Here is a 24,297-nt window from a genome sequence, read left to right as displayed (position 1 = left end):
GCGGAGGATGCGGCGGGCGTCGGCGTCGGCCGCGTCGGCGGCGCGAGCGCCCGAGGCCGAGGCGGCCGTGGTCGTGCCGGTCGCCGCGCTCATCGTCCGCCTCCGGCGGCGGCGAGCGGCCGGAGTTCGAGCACGCGATCGGCCGCGGCGACGAGCGCGGGGCGATGGGTCGCGACGAGCACGCACCGTCCCTCGTCGGCGAGTTCGCGGAGGGCGGCGGCGAGATGGGCCTCGCGGTCGGCGTCGAGCGCCGACGACGGTTCGTCGAGCAGCAGCAGGCCGGCGTCGCGCGCGAGCAGCCGGTGGATCGCCCGCGCGGTCGCGACGCGCTGCGCCTGCCCACCGGACAGCCCCGCGCCGCCGGGGCCGAGCAGCCGCTCAGGGTCGACGTCGACGCCGCCGAGCGCGAGCGCCCGCTGGAGCAGAGCGGGGTCGGCGCCGTCGTCGCCGAGCCGCACGTTCTCGGCGACCGTGCCGCCGAGGAGCTCGGGACGCTGTCCGGCCCAGGCGACATCGGCACGGCCGAGCGGGGCGCCGTCGAGCCGAACCTCGCCCGAGAACGCGGCGAAGCCGAGCAGCGCCGCGAACACCGACGACTTGCCCGCACCCGACGGCCCCGAGAGCACGGTGATCTCGCCGCGTGCGGCCCGGATCGGGACGTCCACGACGACGGCCTCGCCGCCGCGGAGCACGCTCAGCACGCCCTCGACCCCGGCGCCGGTGCGCGGAGCACCCTTCGCTTCGCCCGCACCGCGGCGTGAGGCGTCATCCTCGGCCCCCGCCGCGTCGAGCAGGTCGAACGCCTCGGTCGAAGCGGTCACGCCCTCGGAGGAGGCGTGGAAGGCGGCGCCGACGTTGCGGATCGGCAGGAACACCTCGGGTGCGAGCACGAGCACGAAGAGTCCCACGACGAGCGCGAGCTCGCCGTCGACGAGCCGGAAGCCGACGGTCACGGCGGTGATCGCGACCGACAGGCTCGCCGCGAGCTCGAGCGCGAACCCCGAGAGGAACGTGACCCGCAGCACCTTCATGGTGCGCGAGCGGTAGTCGTCGGTCGCACCGCGGATGCGGCCGAGCTGGCGATTCGCCCGCCCGAAGAGCTTGAGCGTCGCGAGGCCGCCGACGACCTCGAGGAAGGCTTGCGAGAGCTTGCCGAGCTCGTCCCACTGCTGCTGCTGGACGACGCGCGTCGCGAGCCCGATGAGCACCATGAAGATCGGGATGATCGGCAGGACGATGACGAGGATGAGCGCGGTCAACGGGTCGGTCAGCAGCGCCGCCAGCACGAGCAGCGGCGTCGCGATGACCGTGAGCAGCAGCTGCGGCAGGAACCGGCCGAAGTAGTCGTCGAGCGCGTCGAGCCCGTTGCCGAGGAGCGCCGCGAGGCGCCCCGACGTGCGGGCTTCGAGGGCGCCCGGGGCCCGGTCCGCCAGGGCGGCGAGCAGGTCCTGGCGGAGCTCGGCCTTGACGCGGGACGCTCCGGCGCGTCCGGCCACCTCCCACGCCCACCCGGCGCCTGCGCGCACGACGGCGGCCGCCGCGAGCATCCAGGCCGCCCCGACGACGTCGACCGCGCCCGCCCATTCCGGGACCGGGGCGAGGATGCCGCCGGGCGGCAGCACCCGCACCTCGCCCACGAACCCGGCGACGAGCACCGCGATCGAGAACGCCAGGGCGATCGTCGCGAGCGCCTGCACGAGCGCGAGCGCCGCGCCGATCAGGAGGAACCCCCGCGCGGCCCGCGACCGGCGCACGAGCCGTGGGTCGAGCGGTTTCATCAGTGGGCCGGCGCCGCCTCGATATCGGCGCGCGTGACGCGCTTGCGGAAGATCCAGTACGTCCACGCCTGGTAGCCCAGGATGAACGGCAGGAAGATCAGCGCGGTCCAACTCATCACCGTGAGCGTATACGGCGTCGAGGAGGCGTTCTCGATAGTGAGGCTGTTCGCCGGGTCGTTCGACGCGGGCAGCACATCCGGGAAGAGCACCGCGAAGAGCGCGAACACCGCCGCCGCGATCGTGATCGCCATGAGGGTGAAGGATGCTCCTTCGAGACCACGGAAATTCAGGAACCAGGAGCCGATGAGGGCGACGGCCGCGACCGCGGCGAGGATCCAGAACCACGTGGTGCCGAACGCGAGGCCCGTCCAGAGCAGGAAGCCCGCCGCGACGACGACCGTCACGATCCCGGCCCGCACCGCGAGCCTGCGCGCGCGCTCCCGGATCTCCCCGTCGGTCTTCAGCGAGACGAACACCACGCCGTGCGTGAAGAACAGCAGCAGCGTCGTGAGGCCGCCGAGGAGCCCGTACGGGTTCAGCAGGGTGAGCAGGTTGCCGGTGAAGTTGTGGTCGGCGTCGAGCGGCACGCCCTGCACGATGTTCGCGAACGCGACGCCCCACAGCAGGGCGGGCAACGCCGAACCCACGATGATCATCCAGTCGAACCAGTTCTTCCACTGCGAGTCGGGCCGCTGGTGCCGGTACTCGAAGCTCACGCCGCGCGCGATGAGCGCGAGGAGGATGAGCAGCAGCGCGAGGTAGAACCCCGAGAACAGGCTCGCGTACCACTCGGGGAAGGCGGCGAACAGGGCCGCGCCCGCCACGATGACCCAGGTCTCGTTGAGGTCCCAGACCGGACCGATGGTGTTGATGAGCACCCGTTTGTCGGTGTCGTCCTTCGCGAGGAAGGGCAGCGACATGCCGACGCCGAAGTCGAAGCCGTCGAGCACGAAATAGCCGACGAACATGAAGGCGACGATCCAGAACCAGAGCGTTGCGAGATCCATGGCGTCCTCCTAGTAGACCGTCGTGGCGGGTTCGTGGCGACCGGTTTCCGGATCGGGTTCGCCGACGTCCGGCGGTCCCTTGCGGATCGCGCGGATGATCAGGCGCACCTCGACGACGGCGAGGATGCCGTAGATGAGCGTGAACGCGATGAGCGAGATGAGCACGTCGAGTCCGCTCACGTTCGGCGAGACGGCCGATTCGGTCTTCAGCAGGCTGAACACGATCCAGGGCTGGCGGCCCATCTCCGTGAAGATCCACCCCACGCTCATGGCGAGCAGCGAGAGCGGGAACGACCAGACGGCGACGTTCCAGATCCAGCGCTGCTTGGGGAGACGGCCCTTGCGGGTGACCCACAGGCCGACGAGCGCGACGAGGATGTGCGCGACGCCGAGGCCGATCATCCAGCGGAACGACCAGTACGTGACCCAGATGATCGGCGTGTAGTCGCCGGGGCCGTAGAGCGCCGAGTACTCGGCCTGCAGGTCGTTCAGTCCCTCGACGCAGCCGTCGAACGTGTGGGTGGAGAGGAACGAGAGCAAGTACGGCACGCGGATCGAGAACAGCTCGGTCGAGCCGTCCGGTGTGCCGAGCGTGAAGAGCGAGAACGAGGCGTTCGCGCCGCAGACCGTGTCGTAGGTCGCCTCCGCGGCGGCCATCTTCATCGGCTGGGTCGCCACCATGGTGAGCGAGAGCTGATCGCCCGCGAGGCTCGTGAGGATGCCCGAGACGACCATCGCCCAGAGGCCGAACTTCAGCGCCTTGCGCATCGATTCGAGGTGCTGGTTGCGGGCGAGGTGCCAGGCGGCGGCCGAGATGATGAGGCCGGCGCCGACCATGAAGCTCGCGAAGATCGTGTGCGGGAACGCGGCGAGCGCGACGGGGTTGGTCAGGAGCTCCCAGATGTTCACGAGCTCGGCGCGGCCGCGCTCCTCGTTCATCTGGTAGGCGACGGGGTTCTGCATGAACGCGTTGGCCGCGAGGATGAAGTACGCCGAGAGGATCGTGCCGATCGCGGTGAGCCAGATCGTCGCGAGGTGCACCTTCTGGGGCAATCGGTTCCAGCCGAAGATCCACAGGCCGATGAAGGTCGCCTCGAGGAAGAACGCGAGGAGGCCTTCGAAGGCCAGCGGGGCTCCGAACACGTCGCCGACGTAGCGCGAGTACTCGGACCAGTTCATGCCGAACTGGAACTCCTGCACGATGCCCGTGACGACGCCCATCGCGAAGTTGATGAGGAAGATCGTGCCGAAGAACTTCGTGAGCTGCAGGTAGACGGGCTTGCCCGAGCGCACCCACGCGGTCTGGAAGATCGCGACGGCGACCACGAGGCCGATCGTGATGGGCACGAACAGGAAGTGGTAGACGGTCGTGAGGCCGAACTGCCAACGGGAGAGCAGGAGCGGATCGAGCCAGTCGTTCACCGGAATCAGATTCCTTCCTCGGAGACCGCGGATGGAGCGGCATCAGTTCTACGAGATGTAGAACTCTACGAAGTGTAGAACCCTTTCTACCCCCCGTAGAACACATCCTGCCGCCGACGGTACGATGTGGGAATGGCGACACTCGGCGATCTGGAACGTTCGGTCATGGACCTGCTCTGGTCCTCGGACGAGCCCCTCAGCGCATCCGCGCTCCGGGAGCGGCTCGCGACGGGACACGGCGGAGCGCCCCACGACGTCGCGCCGACCACCGTGCTCACGGTGCTCTCCCGCCTCGAGGCCAAGGGATTCGTCGACCGCACGCGCGAGCGCCGCCCCCACCTGTACCAGGCGACGCTCAGCCGCGCCGACCACACCGCCGACCTCATGCTCGAGGTCCTCGGCTCCGCCCGCGACCGCGACGCCGCGCTCGCCCGCTTCGTCGGCACCGTGAGCGCCGGCGAAGCCGACACCCTGCGCCGCCTCCTGGCCGAGCGGCATCCCGCCTGACGTGATCGCCGCAGCGATCCTCGCAGCCCTCGCACTCGCCCTCGCCTGGCCGGTGCCGGTGCTGCTGTCGCGCGCCGCCTGGACCGACCGCGCGCCCGCGCTCGCCCTCGCACTCTGGCAGGCCATCGCCCTCGCCGGCGGGCTCTCGATGCTCGGCTCGCTCCTCGCGTTCGCCCTGCACACCGCCGGCGGCGTCATCGGGCTGCCCGATCTGATCCCCGAACTCTGGCACGGGCCCATTCCCGCCGAGTTCGGCGTGCTCCAGATCACCGCACTCGCCGCCGCCGTGCTCCTCGGCGCGCACCTGCTCGCCAACCTCGCCCTCACCGCGGTACGAACCGAGCGGGAGCGCCGTCGCCAGCACCGTCTCATCGCCCTCCTCGCCGACCCGCTGCCCGGCGAGCCCCGCACGAGCGTCCTCGCGCATGCGGCGCCACTCGCTTACTGCGTCCCGGGTGTCCGCACCGCGACCGTCGTCACCGACGGGCTCGTCACCCTCCTCGAACGCGACGAACTCGATGCCGTGGTCGCGCACGAACGCGCCCATCTCGCCGGGTTCCACCACCTCATCCAGCTCGCCTTCCGCGCTTGGCACACGTCCCTGCCGTGGTTCCCCGTCGCCAACCGCGCCGAGCGCGCCGTGACGATGCTCACCGAGGAGCTCGCCGACAACGCCGCCGTGCGGGCGACCTCCCGGGGCGCCGTGCACCGGGCGCTCACGCGCGTCGGGGCCGACGGCGAACTCGCCGCGCTCGCCGACGCGGGCGGCGTGAGCCTCGACGACCGCATGCAGCAGCGCCGGCTCGTGCGGCTCGAAGCCCCGCCCGCCGAACTCCCGACGCTCGCCCGCGTCGCCGTCCTCGCCGCCGCCGCGCTGCTCGTCGCGACCCCCGTCGCACTCGTGCTCTCGAGCCTGTGACCCCGGGGGTCATCCCCACTGACGATTTCCGGCCTCCCCCCAGGCAGCGCCGCAGCCGAGCCCATATCCTTGCCCCGATGAACGAGCTCCTCGACGGGATCCTCGACGCCGTGCAGGGCGTCGATCCGGTGCTGCGCACGATCCTCGCAGGGATCGCCATCCTGCTCGAGACGAGCGTGCTCGTCGGTCTCGTGGTGCCGGGCGACACGATCGTCATCGTCGCCTCGACGGCGATCGAGGACGTCTGGCAGTACGCCGCGCTGCTCGTCGCGGTCATCCTCGGCGCCCTCGCCGGCGAGTCGATCGGGTTCGCGATCGGCCGCTGGTTCGGCCCCCGCATCCGCGCCTCCCGGCTCGGCCGGCGCATCGGCGAGCCGACCTGGAACCGCGCCGAGGCCTACGTCGCGCGCCGCGGCGGCATCGCCGTCTTCCTCTCCCGCTTCCTGCCGGTGCTGCATTCGCTCGTGCCCCTCACGGTCGGCATGAGCACCATGCGCTACCGGCGCTTCCTCGCCTGGACGGCGCCGGCGTGCGTCCTGTGGGCGTTCGGCTACGCGACGGTCGGCTGGGCGGCCGCCGACTCCTACCGCGAGCTCTCGCGCGAACTGCACTGGGCCGGCTACGTCTTCGTCGGCGTGATCGTCGTGTTCCTGCTGCTGGTGTGGCTCGGCAAGAAGGCGCTGCTGCGCATCGAGCACCGCCACCTGGATGCCTCCCACGCCGCGGCCGGCGACCCGGACGCGTCCGAGGCGCCCGCATCCCTCGTCTCCGAAGCGGCGAACGCGGAACGGGGCGGCGCCGCATCGGCACCGCCCCGTTCCTGAGCCCGACCTCAGCTGAAGAGCCCGGCCTCCTCGAGCCACGCGGACGCGATGTCCTCGGCCGAGTCCTCGTCGTTCACCGACTGCGCGTTGAGCGAGACGAGGATCTCCGGCGTCAGCGCCGCGCTCACCGTGTTGAGCACCTCGGTCGCCGTGTCGTCGACCTTGTCGCTCACGATCGGCACGACGTTCGAGGCGAGGAACAGGCCCTCGGGGTCCTCGAGCGTGACGAGGTCGTTCGCCTCGATGTTCGGGTCGGCGCTGTAGATGTCGACGAGCTGCACCTGACCGTCGACGAGCGCCTTGAGCGTGAGCGGGCCGCCGGAGTCCTCGATCGGCGTGAAGCCCACCGTGACGCCGTAGACCGACTCGAGCCCGGGAGGGCCGTACGGCCGAGTCTCGAGCTCGGAGTTGCCGCCGAGCGTGAGCGGTTCGGTGACGTTCGCGAGATCGCCGATCTCGACGAGGTCCCACTGCTCGGCGAAGCCGGCCGTCACGTTGTAGGAGTCCTGATCGGTCGCGCTCGACTGGTCGAGGGCGCGGAGGCCCTCCGGCAATGCCTCCGTGAGCGCGTCGTAGACGGCCGTCGACTCGGTGACCGTCGCGGTGTCGTCGAGCGCCTGCAGGAGGTTGCCGGTGTACTCCGGGAAGACGTCGATCGCGCCCGACTCGATCTCGGGAAGGTAGACCTCGCGCTGGCCGATGCGGAACTGCCGGTCGACCTCGAAGCCGTTCGCCTCGAAGGCCTGCGCGTAGATCTCGGCGATGATCTCGTTCGAGTAGTAGTCCTGCGAGCCGACGACGAGCGTCTCGCCGGATCCGCTGCTCGCGGCATCGGTCTCGAGCGGGTCGCTCGAGGAGCAGCCCGCGAGGGCGACGACCGCGCCGACGGCGACGGCCGCCAGAGCGAAGCGGGTTCGTGCTGCGGTGTGCATGGTGATTCCCTTCAGACGTTGGTGGTGGTGCGTCCGGTCGCGCGGTCTGCCGCGGAACGGGTCGGTTCCCCGGACCGGGCGACGCGCACGCCGACCGGGACCGAGAAGCGCTGGGCGAGGGCGAAGAGGCCGTCGACGAGGAGGGCGAGCGCGATGACGAGCACGGCGGCGCCGAAGGCCTCGGCGTAGTCGTTCGTCTTGAGGCCGCGGAAGAGGAAACGGCCGAGCCCGAAGTCGGAGGTGTAGGCGGCGAGCGTCGCGGTTGCGATGATCTGCAGGGCGGCCGAGCGGATGCCGCCGATGACGATGGGCGCCGACAGGGGCAGCTCGACGCCCGTGAAGCGCTGCAGCCCCGTCATCCCGACGCCCTTGGCGGCGTCGAGGACGCGCCGGTCGACCGACTCGAGCCCCGAGTACGCGCCCGCCAGGAGCGGCGGGATCGCGAGCACGACGAGCGCGAGGATCGGCGCGGCCAGGCCGATGCCGAGCCAGAGAGCGGCGAGCGTGAGCAGGCCGAGCGTCGGGATCGCCCGCATGCCGCCGGTGACGGCGACCGCGAGCCCCTTGCCGCGGCCGGTGTGCCCGATCGTGAAGCCGACGGGCAGGGCGATGAGGCCTGCGATCAGCAGGATGAGGAGGCTGACCAGGAGGTGCTCGACCAAGCGCTCGGGGATGGAACCGGCGCCCGTCCAGTTCGCGGGATCGGTCAACCAGGCGAAGCCGTCGGCGATGAGGTTCATCGGGCCTCCGCCGCCTGGAGGGTCGGATCGGGTGCGACGAGACGCGGGCGGCGTCGGCCGCCTCGCGCCCACGGCAGCAGCAGCCGGCCGCCGAGCACCGCGAGCCCGTCGAGCGCGAGCGCGAGCACGACCGTCATGATGAGGCCCGCCCAGATCTCGCCCGCGATGCCGCGCTGGAAGCCGTCGGTGAAGAGCGAGCCGAGACTCTGCACGCCGATGACCGCGCCGACCGTGACGAGGCTCACCGTGCTCACGATGACGACCCGCAGGCCGGCGAGCAGCACCGGCCCCGCGAGCGGCAGTTCGACGCCCCAGAAACGACCCCACGCGGCGTAGCCGACGGCGGTCGCGGACTGGCGGACGTCGGGATCGACCGCGTCGAACGCATCGGCCGCGGTGCGCACGATGACCGCAAGACCGTAGAGCGTCAGAGCCACGACGAGGTTCGCCGGTGAGCGCAGCGACTGGCCGGTGAGGGCCGGCAGCACGATGAGCAGCGCGAGCGACGGGATCGCGTAGAGCAGCCCGCACAGCGTGAGCAGGATGCCGCGCGACCACGCGTAGCGGTGCGCGACCCAACCGATCGGCACCGCCAGCACGAAGCTCAGGATGATCGCCGGCACGCTGAGCGCCAGATGCACGAGGGTGAGCTCGAGGATCTCGTCGAGGTTGCGGAGGATCCAGTTCACCGGGCGAGCACTCCCGCGGGCCGTCCGTCGGCGTCGACGACGAGGCTGCGGCCGTCGACCTCCTGCACGTGCAGAGCGCGGCGGCCGCGGTCGGCGCCGACGAAGTCGGCGACGAAGCCGTCGGCCGGCGAGGCGAGGATCTCGGCGGGGGTGCCGATCTGCACGATCTCGCCGCCCTCGCGGAGGATGACGACCCGGTCGCCGAGCAGGAACGCCTCGTCGATGTCGTGCGTGACGAAGAGCACCGTCTTGCCGAGCTCGCGCTGGAGCCGGAGCAGTTCCTCCTGCAGTTCGCGGCGCACGAGGGGGTCGACGGCGCCGAACGGCTCGTCCATGAGCAGGATGTTGGGGTCGACCGCGAGACCGCGCGCGACGCCGACGCGCTGCTGCTGGCCGCCGGAGAGCTGACCGGGGTAGCGGTCGGCGAGCGAGCGGTCGAGGCCGACCGTGTCCATGAGCTCGAGCGCCCGCTCCCTGGCGTCGTGGCGCTTCCAGCCGCGCAGGAGCGGGACGGTCGCGATGTTCGCCGCGACCGTGCGGTGCGGCAGCAGCCCCGAGTTCTGCATGACGTAGCCGATGCCGCGACGGAGCTTCACGGCATCCGTTCCCGCGACGTCGTCGCCGTCGATCGTGACGCGGCCCGCGGACGGGTCGACCATGCGGTTGACCATGCGCAGCAGGGTGGTCTTGCCCGAGCCGGAGGAGCCGACGAGCACGGTGGTCTGCCGCGGCGGCACCTGCAGCGAGACCTCGCGCACCGCCAGGGTGCCGTCGGGATACTGCTTCGAGACGGAGTGGAACTCGATCATCCTGCCCTTCCCCTGGGCGCAGGCGCACCCGTGACCCAGCGAACCACCCACCGCGGACAACGGCAAACCGGGGCAGGTTCGCGGGCGGGTTCTCGGGCGCGCTTCGACGAGACAGCCGGGCCGCGAATCGGCTCCGGACCCGGCCCGGGATCGGACCGGCGGCCGGTTCAGCGCACGGGCGCCAGCTCGGCGAGCGCCTCGGCGAGCCGTCGCGTCGCGCCGTCGATGCGCCGACCCACGTCGTCCCAGACGCCCTGGGCGCGGTGGAAGGGATCGGGCAGGTCTTCGACCGCGGGCGGCAGTTCCGGCTCGGCGTCGCGGTACGTCGCGATCACTTCCGCGAGCGCGGTCGGGTCGGCGACCGCGCCGACGAAGCGGTCGTCGTCGAGCGCCGTCTCGGCGAGCCGCGCGAACTCGGCGAGCACGAACGCCCGATAGGCGCGCTCCGGCGCCAGCGCCGCGACCGCCGCCCGGTGCGAGCGCGTGGCCGTGAGCACCAGATCGGCGCGGCGGAGATCCGCGGCCGTCAGCTGCCGGGGCGAGTGGTCGCGGGTCGAACCGTCGTAGCGCTCGAGCAGGTCGAACGCCTCGTCGGGCATCCCCGCCCCCAGCATCGCCGCGGTCCCGGCGCTGCGCACCTGTGCGATGACGCCGACCTCGGCGAATCTCGCTTCGAGCAGCCGCTCGATCACGGGCGAGCGGCAGATATTGCCGGTGCACACCGCGAGCACTTCGAACCGCTGCCGACCCCCGGCCTCCGGCATCGACGCCTCCGTCCGCCGCCGCCCCCGCAGCAGCACGGGCACAGTCTGGCAGCCATCGGTCAGCGGACGGGCGCGCGGAAGCACCGTGTCCTCCGGCGTGTCGCCGGAGGTGCCGGATCCGGTCGGCGGTCGGCGCTTACGCGGCGTTCGCCTGCTCGAGCCCGACGAACACCGGCGCGAGGAGCGAATGCACGGACTCGCGGCAGAGGGCCAGGTAGCGCTCGTCGAACCGGCCGTCGACGGCGGCGCGCGAGATCAGCGCGTCGGCGACCTCGACGGCGGCATCGACGCGCACCCGGAGCTCGCCCGGCTCGACGCCGGGCACCGGGCCGAACTCGTCCTCGATCACGGCGAGGATGCGCTCGGCGATGATCGCCGGGGCGGTCGCTCCCGTGCGATCGCGGTCGCTCCCCCGCAGCAGGCGGAAGCCGGCCTCGCGCCGGTAGCACTCGACGGCGACGTCGATGACGAGGTCGAACACCTCCCACCACGCGCTCACGCGCACCTGCTGCAGCGACGCGGCGAGGCGCTCGCGGAAGCGGCGCACCGAGCGCTCGCGGAGGCCCTGGAGCACCGCGACGCGGTCGGGGAAGTAGCGGTAGACGGTGCCGATGGACGCGCCCGAGCGCTCGGCGACGAGCTGCGTGGTCAGGCGGTCGGCGCCGACCTCGTCGACGACGAGGGCGGCGGCGTCGAGGAGGGCGTCCAGTCGCTCGGCGCTGCGGCGCTGCGACGGTTCCGTTCGAACGACCGACTTGGCGTCATCGGTGGACCCGGTGATCAGGTCGCCTCTTGGCACGGAACCTCCTTCTCATACCCCCGCCGAACATGGTACCGGCGACCGGGGGCCGCTTCGTCACGCGCTCATGAGAGAATCGCCAGATGCCCGAGCCGATCGACGACGCCGTCACCCGATCGCGGCGCCGACACCGCGCCGCACGGATCGAGGACTGGTTCCACGGCGTCCGCTCGCGCTTCGCGCGGGCCCGCGGACAGGTGCCGACGATCATCCCGTACACCGGGTACGGCGGGCAATCGGAGACGGGCGGTTGGGCGCGGGTGCTGTGCCGCGTGCTGCTGACCCACCCGCGGCGCGCGGATCGCGGACGACCCGGCCAGGGCATCCGCGGCTGGCGCAGCTTCATCAGCGTTCCCGTGGGCGACGTCCCAGTCGAGGTCGAGATCGGCGGCATCACCTCGACGGTCTACGCGGATCGCGGCGGCGTCGTCGACACGCGCGTCAGCGCCGACCTCCCGCCCGGCCGGCACACGGCGATCCTCCGCACGAAGGGCGCGCAGCCCGTCGAGGCCGACCTCGTCGTCGTCGCTTCGGATGCCCGGTTCGGCATCGTCTCGGACGTCGACGACACCGTCATGGTGACCGCGCTCCCGAGGCCGCTCGTCGCGGCCTGGAACACGTTCGTCGTCGACGAGCACGCCCGCACCCCCATCCCCGGCATGGCGGTGCTCTACGAGCGGCTCATCCGGCGCCACCCGGGCGCACCGATCGTGTACCTCTCGACGGGAGCCTGGAACGTCGCGCCCGCGATCAACCGCTTCCTCGACCGCAACCTCTTCCCCGAGGGCCCGTTGCTCCTCACGGACTGGGGTCCCACCCACGACCGATGGTTCCGCAGCGGCGTCGCCCACAAGAGCGAGAATCTTCGTCGTCTCGCGGCCGAGTTCCCGGGCGTGCGCTGGCTGCTCATCGGCGACGACGGGCAGCACGACGACGCGATCTACTCGCGCTTCGCGGAGGAGCAGCCCGACCGCGTCGCCGGGATCGCCATCCGCCAGCTCTCGAGCGGCGAGGCCGTGCTCGCCGGCGGTCGCTCGACGCCGGCCAACCGCGACGGCGGCGTGGTGCGCGTCACCGGCCCCGACGGTTCGCGGTTGGCCGACGCGCTCGTCGAGCACGACCTCCTCTGACGTCGCGCCGGCCCGGCCCGCTCGACGAGCGGAGCCGGGCGAGAGCCGACTAGGCCGCGCGCAGCTTGCGGAGCCCGCGGTTGATCTCCCGCGCCCACGCGGGCCCGCGGTAGATGAACCCGGTGTAGCCCTGCACGAGGGTCGCCCCGGCGTCGAGGCGCTCCTGCACGTCGGCCGCCGTCTCGACGCCGCCGACGGAGATCACGCAGAGCTCGGCGGGCACGGTGCGCCGGATGACGCGGAGCACCTCGAGCGAACGCGCCGCGAGCGGCGCCCCCGAGAGCCCGCCGCCGCCGGCCGCCTCGATCATCGCGCTCGAGGAACGCAGTCCGAGTTCGTCGCGGGCGATCGTCGTGTTGGTGGCGATGACGCCGGCGAGGCCGACGCGCACGGCGAGGCCGGCGATGCGCTCGACCTCCTCGTCGGTGAGGTCTGGGGCGATCTTCACGAGCAGCGGCACGGCGCCCGCGGCGTCGAGCGTGCGGCGCAGCACGGGCTCGAGCGAGTCGAGCTCCTGCAGGCCGCGCAGCCCTGGGGTGTTCGGCGAGGACACGTTGACGACGAGGTAGTCGGCGTAGGGCGCGAGCACCCGCGCCGCGCGCTCGTAGTCGTCCGCGGCATCCTCGACGGGCGTGAGCTTGTTCTTGCCGATGTTGACGCCGATGACGGGCCTGCGCCGGCGTCGTCGCAGTGCGGCGAGCCGCCCGGCTGCGGCGTCGGCCCCGCCGTTGTTGAAGCCCATGCGGTTGACGACGGCGCGGTCGGCGACGAGGCGCGCCATCCGCGGCTGCTCGTTGCCGGGCTGCGAGACGGGGGTGAGCGTGCCGACCTCGACGTGGCCGAAGCCGAGCGCGCCGAGCCCGGCGACCGCGAGCGCGTCCTTGTCGAACCCGGCGGCGACGCCGAACGGCGAGTCGAAACGGAGTCCGAGCGTCTCGACGGCGAGCGACGGGTCGGGCTTCGACCAGGCGCGGACGACGCCGCGCAGCACGGGCGCGCCGAGCATCCGGATGACGTCGAACGCCAGGTGGTGCGCCCGTTCGGGGTCCATCCGGACGAAGACGCCCCTGAACAGCAGGTCGTACGCGCTCATTCGGCGGGCCTCGCCGGGAGGCGGCCGTGCTCGGCGCGCAGCGCCTCGATCGCGGACTCGAAGTCGTCCAGCGATTCGAACGCCTGGTACACGCTCGCGAACCGGAGGTAGGCGACCTCGTCGAGCTCGCGCAGCGGCGGCAGGATCGCCAGGCCGATGTCGTTCGCGTCGATCTGCGCGGCGCCGGTGGCGCGCACCGCCTCCTCGACCTTCTGCGCGAGCACCGCGAGGTCGGCCTCGGTGACGGGTCGGCCCTGGCAGGCTTTGCGCACGCCGGTCACGACCTTCTCGCGGCTGAACGGCTCCACGACGCCGGAGCGCTTGATGACGACGAGGCTCGCGGTCTCGGTCGTCGAGAAGCGCCGGCCGCACTCGGGGCACTGGCGGCGGCGGCGGATGGAGAGCCCGTCGTCGCTCGTACGGGAATCGATGACTCGGGAATCCGGGTGGCGGCAGAAGGGGCAGAACATGGTGGGATCAGCCTACCGGCGCGGCTCAGGCGAACCGCGCGGTGACCGCCTCGCCGTGGGCCGGGAGGTCCTCCTCCGCCGAGAGCGCGGCGATGGCCGGGGCCACCCCCGCGAGTCCCTCCTCCTCGTAGCGCACGATCTGCTGCGGGCGGAGGAACGTCGACGCCGACAGGCCCGACGAGAAGCGGGAGGCGCCGCCCGTCGGCAGCACGTGGTTCGACCCGGCGGCGTAGTCGCCGAGGCTCACCGGCGAGTACGGCCCGAGGAAGATCGCGCCGGCGCTCTCGATGCCGGCCAGCACGGCATCCGGATCGCTCGTCTGGATCTCGAGGTGCTCGGCGCCGAACGCGTTCGCGAAGCGCGCCGCCTGCGGCAGGTCGTCGACGAGGACGATCGCCGACTGCGGTCCCGTCATCGCCGTCCGCACGCGCTCGGAGTGCGCCGTCGCCGTCGCGCGGGCCTCGACGCGGGCGTCGACGGCCGCCGCGAACTCGGCCGAGTCCGTCACGAGCACGGATGCCGCGAGCTCGTCGTGCTCGGCCTGGCTGACGAGGTCGGCGGCGACGAAGTCGGCGTTCGCGCCCGCATCGGCGATGACGAGGATGTCGGTGGGACCGGCCTCCGCGTCGATGCCGACGACGCCTTGCACCGCGCGCTTGGCCGCGGCGACGAACACGTTGCCGGGGCCGGTCACCATCGAGACCGGCTCGAGGCCGATGCCGGGCACGCCGTAGGCGAAGGCGCCGATCGCTCCGGCGCCGCCCATCGCGTAGACCTCGTCGATGCCGAGCAGCGCCGCGGCCGCGAGCACCGTCGGGTGCACCGAGCCGCCGAAGGCGGCCTGCGGCGGGGAGCAGAGCGCGATCGAGCCGACGCCGGCGACCTGCGCCGGCACGACGTTCATGACGACGCTCGACGGGTAGACCGCCTTGCCGCCGGGAACGTACAGGCCGACCCGGGCGACCGGCTGCCAGCGCTGCTCGACGACGGCGCCCGGCGCGAGTTCGGTGCGTCGCGCCGGCGGGACCTGCGCCTCGCTCGCGGCGCGGACGCGCTCGATCGCCGAGCGGATCGCCGCACGCACGTCGTCGGCCAGCGCGGCCTCCGCCGCGGCGAGCTCCGCAGCCGGCACGCGGAGCGCGGCGGGACGCACGCGGTCGAAGCGCTCCGACTGGTCGAGCAGCGCATGCTCGCCCTGCTCGCGGACGTCCTGGATGAGTCCGGCGGCGGTCCCGAGGGCGGCCGTGACATCGGTCACGGCGCGCGGGACGAGGGCGAGCAGCTCGGCGGACGACAGCGTCGTCCCCCGCAGATCGATCGTGCGAAGCATCCTGCCAGCCTACCGAGGCGGGCCGGGCGCGACCCCGACGGCGACGCCCTGCGACGGCCGTCGGCCGGCCCGACCGCGCCCTGCGATCAGAGCAGGCAGTTCGGCCCGAGCAGGCTCTTGAGCTCCCCGTAGAAGTCGGCCGAGACGCGCACCTTGTAGGGCAGCTCGAAGACGCGGCCGGTGCCGCCCTTCGTCAGCCGCAGCCGCAGCTCGGTGTCGCCCGCATGCCGGATGAGCACGTCGCCGAGCGCCTGCACGGTGTCGGTCGTGGCCCGATGGTCGGGCAGCGACACCGTGACCGGCCCCGACTCGTCGCCCTGGCCGATATCAGGGGTGAAGACGCTGAAGGCGTGCAGGTTCATGCCGTCGTCGCGGAGGCTCACGCGGCCGCGCACGACGACGATGGAGTCGGCCTGCAGGGCCGGCGCGAACTCCTGGTACGCCTTGCCCATGAACATCACGGTGATGTCGCCGGAGAAGTCCTCGACCGTGATCGAGCCGTAGGCGTTGCCGCTCGCTTTCGCGATGCGGTGCTGCACGCTCGTGACGAGGCCGGCGACGGTGACCTGGTCGCCGTCCTGCACCGAGTCGCTCGAGGTGAGATCGGTGATCGAGGTCGAGGCGTGCTTCGCGAGCGGCAGCTCGAGCCCGGCGAGCGGATGGTCGGAGACGTAGAGTCCGAGCATCTCGCGCTCGAACGCCAGCTTGTCCTTCTTCGCCCACTCGGGACGCGGCGGCACGAGCGACACCGGCTCGGCTGCGGCCTCGTCGAAGAGCGAGTCGAAGTCGAAGCCGGCCTGGCCGGTCGCCTCGACGCGCTTCTCGGACACCGACGACTCCACGGCCGCCTCGTGGATCTCGACGAGCGAGCGCCGCGTGTCGCCGAGCGAGTCGAACGCGCCGGCCTTGATGAGCGACTCGACGGTGCGCTTGTTCGCGACCGGCAGCGGCACCTTCTTCAGGAAGTCGTGGAACGACTCGAAGCGCCCCTTCTCGGTGCGCGCCTCGCGGATGTGCCCGACGACGTTGAAGCCGACGTTGCGCACCGCGCCGAGGCCGAAGCGGATGTCGTCGCCGACGGCCGCGAAGTAGCCGATCGACTCGTTGACGTCGGGTGCGAGCACCTGGATGCCCATGCGGCGGCACTCGTTGAGGTAGAGCGCCAGCTTGTCGCGGGCGTCGCCGACGCTCGTGAGGAGCGCGGCCATGTACTCGGCCGGGTAGTGCGCCTTGAGGTAGGCGGTCCAGTAGGACAGCACGCCGTAGGCGGCCGAGTGCGCCTTGTTGAACGCGTAGTCCGAGAAGGGCAGCAGGATGTCCCAGAGCTTCTTGATCGCGGCGTCGGAGTAGCCGTTGCCCTTCATGCCGGCTTCGAAGCCCTCGTACTGCTTGTCGAGCTCGGACTTCTTCTTCTTGCCCATGGCACGGCGGAGGATGTCGGCCTGGCCGAGCGAGAACCCCGCGACGCGCTGGGCGATCGCCATCACCTGCTCCTGGTAGATGATGAGGCCGTAGCTGGTGTCGAGGATGTCGGCGAGCGACTCGGCGAACTCCGGGTGGATCGGCGTGATCTCCTGCAGGCCGTTCTTGCGCAGGGCGTAGTTCGTGTGGGAGTTCGCACCCATGGGGCCCGGGCGGTACAGCGCGATGACGGCCGAGATGTCTTCGAAGTTGTCGGGCTTCATGAGCCGCAGCAGGCCGCGCATCGGGCCGCCGTCGAGCTGGAAGACCCCGAGCGTGTCGCCGGAACCGAGCAGCTTGTACGCCTCCGCGTCATCCAGCGCGAGGTCTTCGAGCACGGGCCGGAAGCCGCGGTTCGCCTCGATGTTGTCGAGCGCGTCGTCGATGATCGTGAGGTTGCGCAGCCCCAGGAAGTCCATCTTGATGAGGCCGAGCGACTCGCACGCGGGGTAGTCGAACTGCGTGACGATCTGCCCGTCCTGCTCCCGCTTCATGATCGGGATGATGTCGATGAGCGGCTCGGACGACATGATGACGCCGGCGGCGTGCACGCCCCACTGGCGCTTGAGGTTCTCGAGCCCGCGCGCGGTCTCGAAGACCGTCTTCGCCTCGGGGTCGGTCTCGATGATCGCCCGGATGTCGCCCGCCTCCTTGTAGCGGGCGTGCGAGGAGTCGAAGATGCCCGAGAGCGGGATGTCCTTGCCCATGACGGCGGGCGGCATGGCCTTCGTGAGCTTCTCGCCCATGGAGAAGGGGAACCCGAGCACGCGGCCCGAGTCCTTCAGCGCCTGCTTCGCCTTGATCGTGCCGTAGGTCACGATCTGCGCGACGCGCTCCGAGCCGTACTTCTCGGTCACGTACTTGATGACCTCGCCGCGACGGCGCTCGTCGAAGTCGACGTCGAAGTCGGGCATCGAGACGCGGTCGGGGTTGAGGAAGCGCTCGAAGATGAGGCCGTGCTGCAGCGGGTCGAGGTCGGTGATCTTCATGGCGTACGCGGCCATGGAGCCGGCGCCGGAACCGCGGCCGGGGCCGACGCGGATGCCGTTGTCCTTGGACCAGTTGATGAAGTCGGCGACGACGAGGAAGTAGCCCGGGAAGCCCATCTGGCTGATGACGCCGACCTCGTAGTCGGCCTGCTTGCGCACCGCGTCGGGAATGCCGTCGGGGTAGCGGTAGTGCAGGCCGAGCTCGACCTCCTTGACGAACCAGCTCTCCTCGTTCTCGCCCTCGGGCACGGGGAAGCGCGGCATGTAGTTGGCGCTCGTGTTGAACTGCACGTCGCAGCGCTCCGCGATGACGAGCGTGTTGTCGCACGCCTCGGGCACCTCGCGGAAGATCTGGCGCATCTGCTCGGCGGACTTCAGGTAGTACTCGTCGCCGTCGAACTTGAAGCGGTTCGGGTCGTCGAGCGTCGAGCCGGACTGCACGCACAACAGCGCCGCGTGGCTCTTCGCATCGGCGGCGTGCGTGTAGTGCAGGTCGTTCGTCGCGACGAGCGGGAGGCCGAGTTCCTTGGCGAGCCGGTAGAGGTCCTGCTGCACGCGGCGCTCGACGCCGATGCCGTGGTCCATGATCTCGCAGAAGTAATTGTCGGCGCCGAAGATGTCGCGGTAGTCGGCCGCCGCCGCGAGCGCCGCGTCCCACTGGCCGAGCCGCAGTCGCGTCTGCACCTCACCGCCAGGGCAGCCGGTGGTGGCGATGAGCCCCTTGCCGTACGTCTGCAGCAGCTCGCGGTCCATGCGCGGCTTGAAGTAGTAGCCCTCGAGCGAGGCGAGCGAGTTCAACCGGAAGAGGTTGTGCATGCCCTCGGTCGTCTCGGCGAGCAGCGTCATGTGCGTGTACGCGCCCGAGCCCGACACGTCGTCGCCGCCACCGTCGCCCCAGCGCACGCGCGTCTTGTCGCCGCGGGCCGTGCCCGGCGTGAGGTAGGCCTCCGTGCCGATGATCGGCTTGATGCCGCGGTCCGTCGCCTGCTTCCAGAAGTCGTACGCCCCGAAGACGTTGCCGTGGTCGGTGACGGCGACCGCCGGCATCCCCTCTTCCTTCGCGGCGTCGAGCAGTTCGCCGACGCGGGCCGCACCGTCGAGCATCGAGTACTCGCTGTGCACGTGCAGGTGGACGAAGGAATCGGCGGTCACTGGGCTCCTCGATGCGGGTCTTGGTCTGGATGCCTGGGACGCGGCAAGTCTACGGCGCACCGGGGACCCGGACGCCGGCGACGCGAGGATGCCCGGAGGCATCCGGTCGATCGGCTCGGATCAGTACGCGAGGACGTCGAGGGCGTGCTGGAGATCGGCCGGATAGGCCGACGTGAAGGTCGTCCACTCCCCCGTCGCCGGGTGCGTGAACGCGAGCTCCACGGCGTGCAGCCACTGCCGGTCGAGACCGAGCCGGGCCGAGAGCTTGGGGTCGGCGCCGTACATCGAATCGCCGCAGCACGGGTGCCGCTGGGCGGCCATGTGCACGCGGATCTGATGCGTACGGCCGGTCTCGAGGTGGATCTCGAGCAGCGATGCGCTCGGGAACGCCTCGATCGTCTCGTAGTGGGTGACGGCGTGCTTGCCGTCGCCCGTGACGGCGAACTTCCACTCGTGCTTCGGATGCCGGCCGACGGGTGCGTCGATCGTGCCGGCGAGGGGGTCGGGATGCCCCTGCACGAGCGTGTGGTAGATCTTCGACACCTCGCGGTCGTGGAAGGCCCGCTTGAGCGCCGTGTAGGCGCGCTCGGACTTCCCGACGACCATGAGACCGGACGTACCGGCGTCCAGGCGGTGCACGACGCCCTGTCGCTCGGGTGCCCCGGAGGTCGAGATGCGGAAGCCGGCCGCCGCGAGGGCGCCGACGACCGTCGGGCCGGTCCAGCCGACCGACGGGTGGGCGGCGACGCCCGCGGGCTTGTCGACGACGACGAGGTCGTCGTCGTCGTGCACGATGCCGAGGTCGGGCACGGGGATCGCCTCGACGACGATGCCGCGCGGCTCCGCCCAGCTCACCTCGAGCCAGGCGCCGGCCTTCAGCTTGTCGGACTTGCCGACCGTGCGGCCGTCGAGCGCGACGCCGCCCGACTCCGCCACATCGGCCGCGAGGGTGCGGGAGAAGCCGAGGAGCTTGGCGAGCCCGGCGTCGACCCGGCTGCCGTCGAGCCCGTCGGGGACGGGCAGCGAGCGATGTTCCACGAGCGCCCGATCAGCCGTGCGAGACGGCGCCGTAGGCACGGCCGCCGCGCTCGTCGTCGGCGCGCTCGTCGCCGGCCGGCTCGTCGCCGTCGACGGTCGAGCCCGTCGGACGCTCGATCGAATCGGCGTCGGCGGACGGCGCCGCTTCGGCAGCGGGCTCGGCTGCGTCGGAGGTGGATCCGCCGCCGTCCTTCGTCTCACGAGTGCCGTCGAGGCCGATGCCCCGGATCGACAGGATGAGGAAGAGCACCATGCTCGACACGATGCAGATGTCGGCCACGTTGTAGATCGCGGGCAGCAGCCACGGCGTCGAGATGAAGTCGACGACGTGCCCGAGCCCGAAGGACGGCTCCCGGAAGAGCCGGTCCGTGAGATTGCCCAGCACCCCGCCGAGCAGGAGGCCGAAGACCACCGCCCACGCGGTGGACTTGATCTTCCCGGCGAACCAGATGATGACCGTGATCACGGCGGCCGCGAGGATCGTGAAGATCCACGTCATGCCGCTCGCCATCGAGAAGGCGGCGCCCGGGTTGCGGACGAACTGCCACTCGAGGACGGGGCCGAGCACGGGCACGATCTCGCCCGGCGTCAGATTCTCGACGACGAGGTACTTCGTGAACTGGTCGAGCCCGTAGGCCGCCAGCGCGATGAGGACGAGGAGCGTGAGTGCGGTGACGCCGGCCTTCGTCCGGCGCTCAGGCACCGAAGCCCTGGTAGCTCGGCGCCTGGATCGGCGCCTCGCTCACGCTGCCGGTCGCGGTGAAGCTCTGCGGCGCGGCGGTGGGCGCGACCGTGTCGAGCTCGCGCAGCTGGCCCTCGATGTAGCTCTTGAGCTTCAGGCGGTAGTCGCGCTCGAACGAACGGAGCTCCTCGAGACGCTTCTCGAGCGCGACGCGCTCGGTCTCGAGCACGGCGACGCGCTCGCGCTGCTTCGTCTCGGCCTCGGCGACGAGGCGCGCTGCGGTGGCGTGGCCCTCGGCGATGAGCGCATCGCGCTTCTCGATGCCCTCGCGCACGTGCTCCTCGTGCAGGCGACGGGCGAGCTGCAGCAGGTTCGTGGTGCTCGTCTGCTCGTCGAGCTCGCTCACCGGCGCGGGCGCGGCGACCGGCACGGCGACGGTGGGCGGCGGCGCGACGACCGGCTGGTACGTCTGCGCGGGCTGGGAGGCGGCGGCCGACTGCGCACGCGCTGCGGCCTGTTCGGCCTCGGCGACACGGGAATCGGCGCCGGCGAGACGCTGCCGGAGCTCCTCGTTCTCCTGATTCAGCCGACGCAGCTCGACGACCACCTCGTCGAGGAAGTCGTCGACCTCGTCCTGGTCGTAGCCCTCCCGGAACTTCGTCGCCTGGAAGCGCTTGTTGACCACGTCATCAGGGGTGAGCGCCATGACGTACCTGCTTTCACATCTCGTCGAACGGTTCGATCACGTTCGTGCAACGGTAGCAAACCACGATCGGGGCCTGCAGGGCGAGGTCCGTGCCGCGTCATCTCGACAGCGAATCCCCAGGTGGTCGGATGCCACCGGATGGCGGAACCTCGCGGCTCCGCCCGAGCGTCACCGCATGGCGGCGATCGCGAGCGTCTGCACGATCGACATCAGGATGATGACGAGCAGCAGCGCGAGGCTCCAGGCGAGGTCCAGGGAGACCTGCCCGAAGCGGATCGGCGGGATGAAGCGCCGGAAGAGTCGCACGAGCGGGTCGGTGACGGCGTAGACCGTCTCGACCACCACGAGCAGGAACCCGCGCGGACGCCAGTTCCGATTGAAGGTCCGGACGAGGTCGACGATGAATCGACCCCACATGACGAAGAAGTAGATCAGGAGGACGTAGTAGAGGACGCTCCAGATGATCGCGAAAAGACCCACGCGGGAAGTCTACGAGTGCGAGAAGAAGGAGCTGTCCGCATCCTCGGTCGAATCGGCCTCGCCCGAGACGACGACGTGCGACGGCGAGAGCAGGAACACCTTGCTCGTGACGCGCTCGATCTTGCCGTAGAGGCCCTGCGAGAGGCCGCTCGCGAAGTCGATCAGACGACGGGCGTCGTTGTCGGACATCTGCGAGAGGTTGATGATGACCGGCACGCCGTCGCGGAAGGACTCCGCGATCAGCTGCGCGTCCTTGTACTGGCGGGGGTGGACGGTGAGGATCTCATTCATGTCTGCGTGGGGCGCACTGTAGCTCGGCGCCGGAGCCTTGCTGCGGAGCGGGGTCACCGGCGCGGGCTTCGGTCCCGGCGTCGGGGCGGGGTGCGGCACTTGCTGCACGGGCGCCGTGACGGGCGCGACGGATTCGATCTCCTCATCGGCGAGACCGAGATAGACCATGGTCTTCTTCAGCGGATTCGACATCGCTGCCCCCTTCGTGGGTCGTGCTCGTATTCGAGGCTAACCGGCGTCGGGCCGGTTACCCGTGATTGCCGTCCCGATCCGGAGGTGTGTCGCGCCCTCCGCGATCGCGTCGGGATAGTCGTGGCTCATGCCGATCGAGAGCCAGGTCGCCCCCGGCGCCGCCGGCAGCACGACGCGCTCGGAGAGGTCCCGGACGCGTGCGAAGGCCGGCCGGGGCAAGCCGCCGAGCGGCGCGACGGCCATGAGGCCCCGGAGCCGCAGGGACGGCGTGGCGAGGACGTGCTCGACGAGCGCGTCCAGCTCCTCCGGCGCGACGCCGCCGCGTCCCGGTTCGCCGGAGAGGTCGACCTGGATGAGCGCGTCCACGACGCGTTCCTGACCGGCCAGGGCATCCACGAGCCCCGCGCGGTCGATCGAGTGGATGACATCCGCGTAGCGCGCGACCTGGCGGGCCTTCTTCGACTGCAGCTGCCCGATGAAGTGCCACGTGATCGGCAGCCCCTCGAGCTCCGCGGCCTTGGCCTGCGCTTCCTGGTGCCGGTTCTCGCCGACATCGTGCACCCCGAGCGCCACGAGGTCGCGCACGAGGCTCGCGGGGTGGAACTTCGTCACCGCGATGAGCGTGAGCTCCTCGGGGCGACGCGACGCGGCCGCCGCCGCGTCGGCGATGCCGGCACGGACGGCGGCCAGTCGACGCGCGAGCTCGGTCTGCTCGGCGTCCCCGCTCACTTCAGGAAGTCGGGGATGTCGAGGTCGTCGTCGTCGAATGCGGGGTCGCCGACGATCGGGTCGACGGGACGCGCCTCGGGCGTTGTCCAGTCGGACGATGCGAACGAGCTCGGGAAGGACGGCTCGGGCTCGCTCTCGACGACGGAGTCCGCCGTGGAGGCGTCGGCGCCGACGACGACCGGCACGCGCGGAGCATCCTGCGTGGTGAAGGCCGGCGCCTCCGTGGCCGCGGCGGCGGCGACGGCGCGGAACGCGGACGTCGCCTCGGACTTGCCGCCCGGTTCTCCGCCGTCGAACCCTGCCGCGATCACGGTCACGCGCACTTCGTCGCCGAGGGTGTCGTCGATGACGGCGCCGAAGATGATGTTCGCCTCCGGGTGGACCGCCTCCTGCACGAGCCGGGCGGCGTCGTTGATCTCGAAGATGCCGAGGTTCGAGCCGCCCTGGATCGACAGCAGCACGCCGTGCGCTCCGTCGATCGACGCTTCGAGGAGTGGACTCGCGACCGCCAGTTCCGCAGCCTTGATGGCGCGATCGGCCCCCCTCGAGGAGCCGATTCCCATCAGGGCGGAGCCGGCACCCTGCATGACCGACTTGACGTCGGCGAAGTCGAGGTTGATGAGGCCCGGCGTCGTGATGAGGTCGGTGATGCCCTGCACACCGGCGAGGAGCACCTGGTCGGCGGTCGCGAACGCCTCGAGCATCGAGATGCCGCGATCGCTGATCTCGAGGAGGCGGTCGTTCGGCACCACGATGAGGGTGTCGACCTCTTCCTTCAGGCGGGCGACGCCCTGCTCGGCCTGGGTCTGGCGGCGCTTGCCCTCGAACCCGAAGGGCTTCGTGACGACACCGATGGTGAGCGCGCCGATGGACTTGGCGATGCGCGCGACGACCGGCGCACCGCCGGTGCCCGTGCCGCCGCCCTCGCCCGCGGTGACGAAGACCATGTCCGCACCCGCGAGCGCCTCCTCGATCTCCTCCGCGTGGTCCTCCGCCGCGCGGCGGCCGACCTCGGGGTCCGCGCCGGCGCCGAGCCCGCGGGTGAGATCGCGGCCGACGTCGAGCTTGACGTCCGCGTCGCTGAGCAGGAGCGCCTGGGCGTCGGTGTTGATGGCGATGAACTCGACGCCGCGGAGGCCGAGCTCGATCATCCGGTTGACGGCGTTGACGCCGCCTCCGCCGATGCCGACGACCTTGATCACGGCGAGGTAGTTCTGATGTGCCGACATTTCCGTCCTCCGGGAACTCTCAACCTCAAGTCGAAGGTTAAAGTTTTGCTGAGTATGCAATTCTTTGATCCCGACGGTAAGCGCCGTCGGGCACCGTCCGTCGATTTCCCCCCGCGTGTCGGAATGACGCGGCCA

At 71.1% G+C, this 24,297-nt stretch carries 24 protein-coding genes; 4 read left to right on the top strand and 20 right to left on the bottom strand.

Annotated features, from left to right (window positions below):
- Positions 1-89: 89 nt before the first annotated feature.
- From cydD to GB864_RS09015, 3 genes are read right to left on the bottom strand one after another with little or no spacing between them, the layout of a single operon-like run.
- The gene (gene cydD / locus GB864_RS09025) at positions 90-1,778 is read right to left on the bottom strand and encodes a thiol reductant ABC exporter subunit CydD (RefSeq protein ID WP_160424238.1); all 1,689 of its coding nucleotides are present in this window, start codon (positions 1,776-1,778) and stop codon (positions 90-92) included.
- Entirely contained in the window at positions 1,778-2,785 is a 1,008-nt protein-coding gene (cydB, locus tag GB864_RS09020) for a cytochrome d ubiquinol oxidase subunit II (RefSeq protein ID WP_160424237.1), read from the bottom strand. Before cydB ends, cydD begins: the two co-directional genes overlap by 1 nt.
- 9 nt (positions 2,786-2,794) lie before the next feature.
- A complete protein-coding gene (locus GB864_RS09015; RefSeq protein WP_160424235.1) occupies positions 2,795-4,207 on the bottom strand; it encodes a cytochrome ubiquinol oxidase subunit I in 1,413 nt (470 codons plus the stop codon).
- 132 nt (positions 4,208-4,339) lie between these two features.
- Between GB864_RS09015 and GB864_RS09010 the strand changes: the two genes are divergently transcribed.
- The 3 genes from GB864_RS09010 to GB864_RS09000 all read left to right on the top strand — a co-directional run bounded on the left by GB864_RS09010 (position 4,340) and on the right by GB864_RS09000 (position 6,457).
- Positions 4,340-4,714, top strand: coding sequence for a BlaI/MecI/CopY family transcriptional regulator (locus GB864_RS09010; RefSeq protein WP_160424233.1), 375 nt, complete (start codon positions 4,340-4,342; stop codon positions 4,712-4,714).
- Position 4,715: 1 nt separating this feature from the next.
- Complete coding sequence (locus tag GB864_RS09005; protein WP_160424231.1) at positions 4,716-5,633, top strand: M48 family metalloprotease; 918 nt, start codon at positions 4,716-4,718, stop codon at positions 5,631-5,633.
- A gap of 77 nt (positions 5,634-5,710) precedes the next feature.
- Positions 5,711-6,457 (top strand): DedA family protein, encoded by a 747-nt coding sequence (locus GB864_RS09000; protein WP_160424229.1) that lies wholly within the window; start codon positions 5,711-5,713, stop codon positions 6,455-6,457.
- 8 nt (positions 6,458-6,465) lie between these two features.
- On the opposite strand, the gene GB864_RS08995 is transcribed toward GB864_RS09000, so the two are convergent.
- The 6 genes from GB864_RS08995 to GB864_RS08970 all read right to left on the bottom strand — a co-directional run bounded on the left by GB864_RS08995 (position 6,466) and on the right by GB864_RS08970 (position 11,190).
- Positions 6,466-7,389, bottom strand: a complete 924-nt coding sequence (locus tag GB864_RS08995) for an ABC transporter substrate-binding protein (RefSeq protein ID WP_160424227.1) — start codon at positions 7,387-7,389, stop codon at positions 6,466-6,468.
- 11 nt (positions 7,390-7,400) lie between these two features.
- A complete protein-coding gene (locus tag GB864_RS08990) occupies positions 7,401-8,129 on the bottom strand; it encodes an ABC transporter permease (RefSeq protein ID WP_160424225.1) in 729 nt (242 codons plus the stop codon).
- A complete protein-coding gene (locus GB864_RS08985) occupies positions 8,126-8,818 on the bottom strand; it encodes an ABC transporter permease subunit (protein ID WP_160424223.1) in 693 nt (230 codons plus the stop codon). Before GB864_RS08985 ends, GB864_RS08990 begins: the two co-directional genes overlap by 4 nt.
- Positions 8,815-9,627 carry an ABC transporter ATP-binding protein gene (locus GB864_RS08980; RefSeq protein WP_160424221.1) on the bottom strand — a complete coding sequence of 271 codons (813 nt, stop codon included), beginning with the start codon at positions 9,625-9,627 and terminating at the stop codon, positions 8,815-8,817. The genes GB864_RS08985 and GB864_RS08980 overlap by 4 nt, the downstream gene beginning before the upstream one ends.
- A gap of 167 nt (positions 9,628-9,794) precedes the next feature.
- On the bottom strand, positions 9,795-10,391 hold the full coding sequence (locus tag GB864_RS08975) for an arsenate reductase/protein-tyrosine-phosphatase family protein (RefSeq protein WP_160424220.1): 597 nt from the start codon (positions 10,389-10,391) through the stop codon (positions 9,795-9,797).
- Between the two features lie 136 nt (positions 10,392-10,527).
- Positions 10,528-11,190, bottom strand: coding sequence for a TetR family transcriptional regulator (locus GB864_RS08970; RefSeq protein ID WP_160424217.1), 663 nt, complete (start codon positions 11,188-11,190; stop codon positions 10,528-10,530).
- Positions 11,191-11,273: 83 nt separating this feature from the next.
- On the opposite strand from GB864_RS08970, the gene GB864_RS08965 reads away from it, so the two are divergent.
- The gene (locus tag GB864_RS08965; protein ID WP_160424215.1) at positions 11,274-12,320 is read left to right on the top strand and encodes an App1 family protein; all 1,047 of its coding nucleotides are present in this window, start codon (positions 11,274-11,276) and stop codon (positions 12,318-12,320) included.
- A 49-nt stretch (positions 12,321-12,369) separates the two neighbouring features.
- Here GB864_RS08965 and GB864_RS08960 read toward each other — a convergent pair whose 3' ends face one another.
- The 11 genes from GB864_RS08960 to ftsZ form a co-directional block, all read right to left on the bottom strand.
- Positions 12,370-13,413: a quinone-dependent dihydroorotate dehydrogenase gene (locus tag GB864_RS08960; protein WP_160424214.1), complete on the bottom strand. Its 1,044-nt coding sequence runs from the start codon at positions 13,411-13,413 to the stop codon at positions 12,370-12,372.
- Positions 13,410-13,883, bottom strand: coding sequence for a transcriptional regulator NrdR (gene nrdR, locus GB864_RS08955; protein WP_160424212.1), 474 nt, complete (start codon positions 13,881-13,883; stop codon positions 13,410-13,412). The genes GB864_RS08960 and nrdR overlap by 4 nt, the downstream gene beginning before the upstream one ends.
- A 25-nt stretch (positions 13,884-13,908) precedes the next feature.
- A complete protein-coding gene (gene hisD / locus GB864_RS08950) occupies positions 13,909-15,213 on the bottom strand; it encodes a histidinol dehydrogenase (RefSeq protein WP_160424210.1) in 1,305 nt (434 codons plus the stop codon).
- Between the two features lie 86 nt (positions 15,214-15,299).
- Positions 15,300-18,767: a DNA polymerase III subunit alpha gene (gene dnaE, locus GB864_RS08945; RefSeq protein WP_236779008.1), complete on the bottom strand. Its 3,468-nt coding sequence runs from the start codon at positions 18,765-18,767 to the stop codon at positions 15,300-15,302.
- A gap of 168 nt (positions 18,768-18,935) precedes the next feature.
- A complete protein-coding gene (locus GB864_RS08940) occupies positions 18,936-19,853 on the bottom strand; it encodes an RluA family pseudouridine synthase (RefSeq protein WP_160424206.1) in 918 nt (305 codons plus the stop codon).
- Positions 19,854-19,863: 10 nt separating this feature from the next.
- Positions 19,864-20,556: a signal peptidase II gene (gene lspA / locus GB864_RS08935; RefSeq protein WP_160424204.1), complete on the bottom strand. Its 693-nt coding sequence runs from the start codon at positions 20,554-20,556 to the stop codon at positions 19,864-19,866.
- Positions 20,549-21,241, bottom strand: a complete 693-nt coding sequence (locus tag GB864_RS08930; protein WP_160424202.1) for a DivIVA domain-containing protein — start codon at positions 21,239-21,241, stop codon at positions 20,549-20,551. Before GB864_RS08930 ends, lspA begins: the two co-directional genes overlap by 8 nt.
- A gap of 168 nt (positions 21,242-21,409) precedes the next feature.
- Complete coding sequence (locus GB864_RS08925) at positions 21,410-21,721, bottom strand: YggT family protein (RefSeq protein WP_160424200.1); 312 nt, start codon at positions 21,719-21,721, stop codon at positions 21,410-21,412.
- A gap of 9 nt (positions 21,722-21,730) precedes the next feature.
- Positions 21,731-22,204 carry a cell division protein SepF gene (locus tag GB864_RS08920; RefSeq protein WP_160424198.1) on the bottom strand — a complete coding sequence of 158 codons (474 nt, stop codon included), beginning with the start codon at positions 22,202-22,204 and terminating at the stop codon, positions 21,731-21,733.
- A 36-nt stretch (positions 22,205-22,240) separates the two neighbouring features.
- Positions 22,241-22,933 (bottom strand): YggS family pyridoxal phosphate-dependent enzyme, encoded by a 693-nt coding sequence (locus GB864_RS08915; RefSeq protein WP_160424196.1) that lies wholly within the window; start codon positions 22,931-22,933, stop codon positions 22,241-22,243.
- On the bottom strand, positions 22,930-24,162 hold the full coding sequence (gene ftsZ / locus GB864_RS08910) for a cell division protein FtsZ (RefSeq protein WP_160424194.1): 1,233 nt from the start codon (positions 24,160-24,162) through the stop codon (positions 22,930-22,932). Before ftsZ ends, GB864_RS08915 begins: the two co-directional genes overlap by 4 nt.
- Positions 24,163-24,297 lie beyond the last annotated feature (135 nt).

It is taken from the genome of Agromyces seonyuensis, assembly GCF_009789225.1.
GTDB classification, from domain to species: Bacteria; Actinomycetota; Actinomycetes; order Actinomycetales; family Microbacteriaceae; genus Agromyces; species Agromyces seonyuensis.
Note: the sequence above shows the minus strand (reverse complement) of the source record. Positions and strands in the feature narration are given on the sequence as shown.

What these genes read in the sequence shown, in the direction of transcription:
- GB864_RS08975 (WP_160424220.1), bottom strand. Translation starts at nt 10,391, where the DNA reads ATGCCGGAGGCCGGGGGTCGGCAGCGGTTCGAAGTGCTCGCGGTGTGC.
- GB864_RS08965 (WP_160424215.1), top strand. Translation starts at nt 11,274, where the DNA reads ATGCCCGAGCCGATCGACGACGCCGTCACCCGATCGCGGCGCCGACAC.
- cydD (WP_160424238.1), bottom strand. Translation starts at nt 1,778, where the DNA reads ATGAAACCGCTCGACCCACGGCTCGTGCGCCGGTCGCGGGCCGCGCGG.
- nrdR (WP_160424212.1), bottom strand. Translation starts at nt 13,883, where the DNA reads ATGTTCTGCCCCTTCTGCCGCCACCCGGATTCCCGAGTCATCGATTCC.
- dnaE (WP_236779008.1), bottom strand. Translation starts at nt 18,767, where the DNA reads ATGCTCGACGGTGCGGCCCGCGTCGGCGAACTGCTCGACGCCGCGAAG.
- ftsZ (WP_160424194.1), bottom strand. Translation starts at nt 24,162, where the DNA reads ATGTCGGCACATCAGAACTACCTCGCCGTGATCAAGGTCGTCGGCATC.
- GB864_RS08930 (WP_160424202.1), bottom strand. Translation starts at nt 21,241, where the DNA reads ATGGCGCTCACCCCTGATGACGTGGTCAACAAGCGCTTCCAGGCGACG.
- hisD (WP_160424210.1), bottom strand. Translation starts at nt 15,213, where the DNA reads ATGCTTCGCACGATCGATCTGCGGGGGACGACGCTGTCGTCCGCCGAG.
- GB864_RS08920 (WP_160424198.1), bottom strand. Translation starts at nt 22,204, where the DNA reads ATGTCGAATCCGCTGAAGAAGACCATGGTCTATCTCGGTCTCGCCGAT.
- GB864_RS08995 (WP_160424227.1), bottom strand. Translation starts at nt 7,389, where the DNA reads ATGCACACCGCAGCACGAACCCGCTTCGCTCTGGCGGCCGTCGCCGTC.
- GB864_RS08990 (WP_160424225.1), bottom strand. Translation starts at nt 8,129, where the DNA reads ATGAACCTCATCGCCGACGGCTTCGCCTGGTTGACCGATCCCGCGAAC.
- cydB (WP_160424237.1), bottom strand. Translation starts at nt 2,785, where the DNA reads ATGGATCTCGCAACGCTCTGGTTCTGGATCGTCGCCTTCATGTTCGTC.
- GB864_RS09000 (WP_160424229.1), top strand. Translation starts at nt 5,711, where the DNA reads ATGAACGAGCTCCTCGACGGGATCCTCGACGCCGTGCAGGGCGTCGAT.
- GB864_RS08960 (WP_160424214.1), bottom strand. Translation starts at nt 13,413, where the DNA reads ATGAGCGCGTACGACCTGCTGTTCAGGGGCGTCTTCGTCCGGATGGAC.
- GB864_RS08980 (WP_160424221.1), bottom strand. Translation starts at nt 9,627, where the DNA reads ATGATCGAGTTCCACTCCGTCTCGAAGCAGTATCCCGACGGCACCCTG.
- GB864_RS09010 (WP_160424233.1), top strand. Translation starts at nt 4,340, where the DNA reads ATGGCGACACTCGGCGATCTGGAACGTTCGGTCATGGACCTGCTCTGG.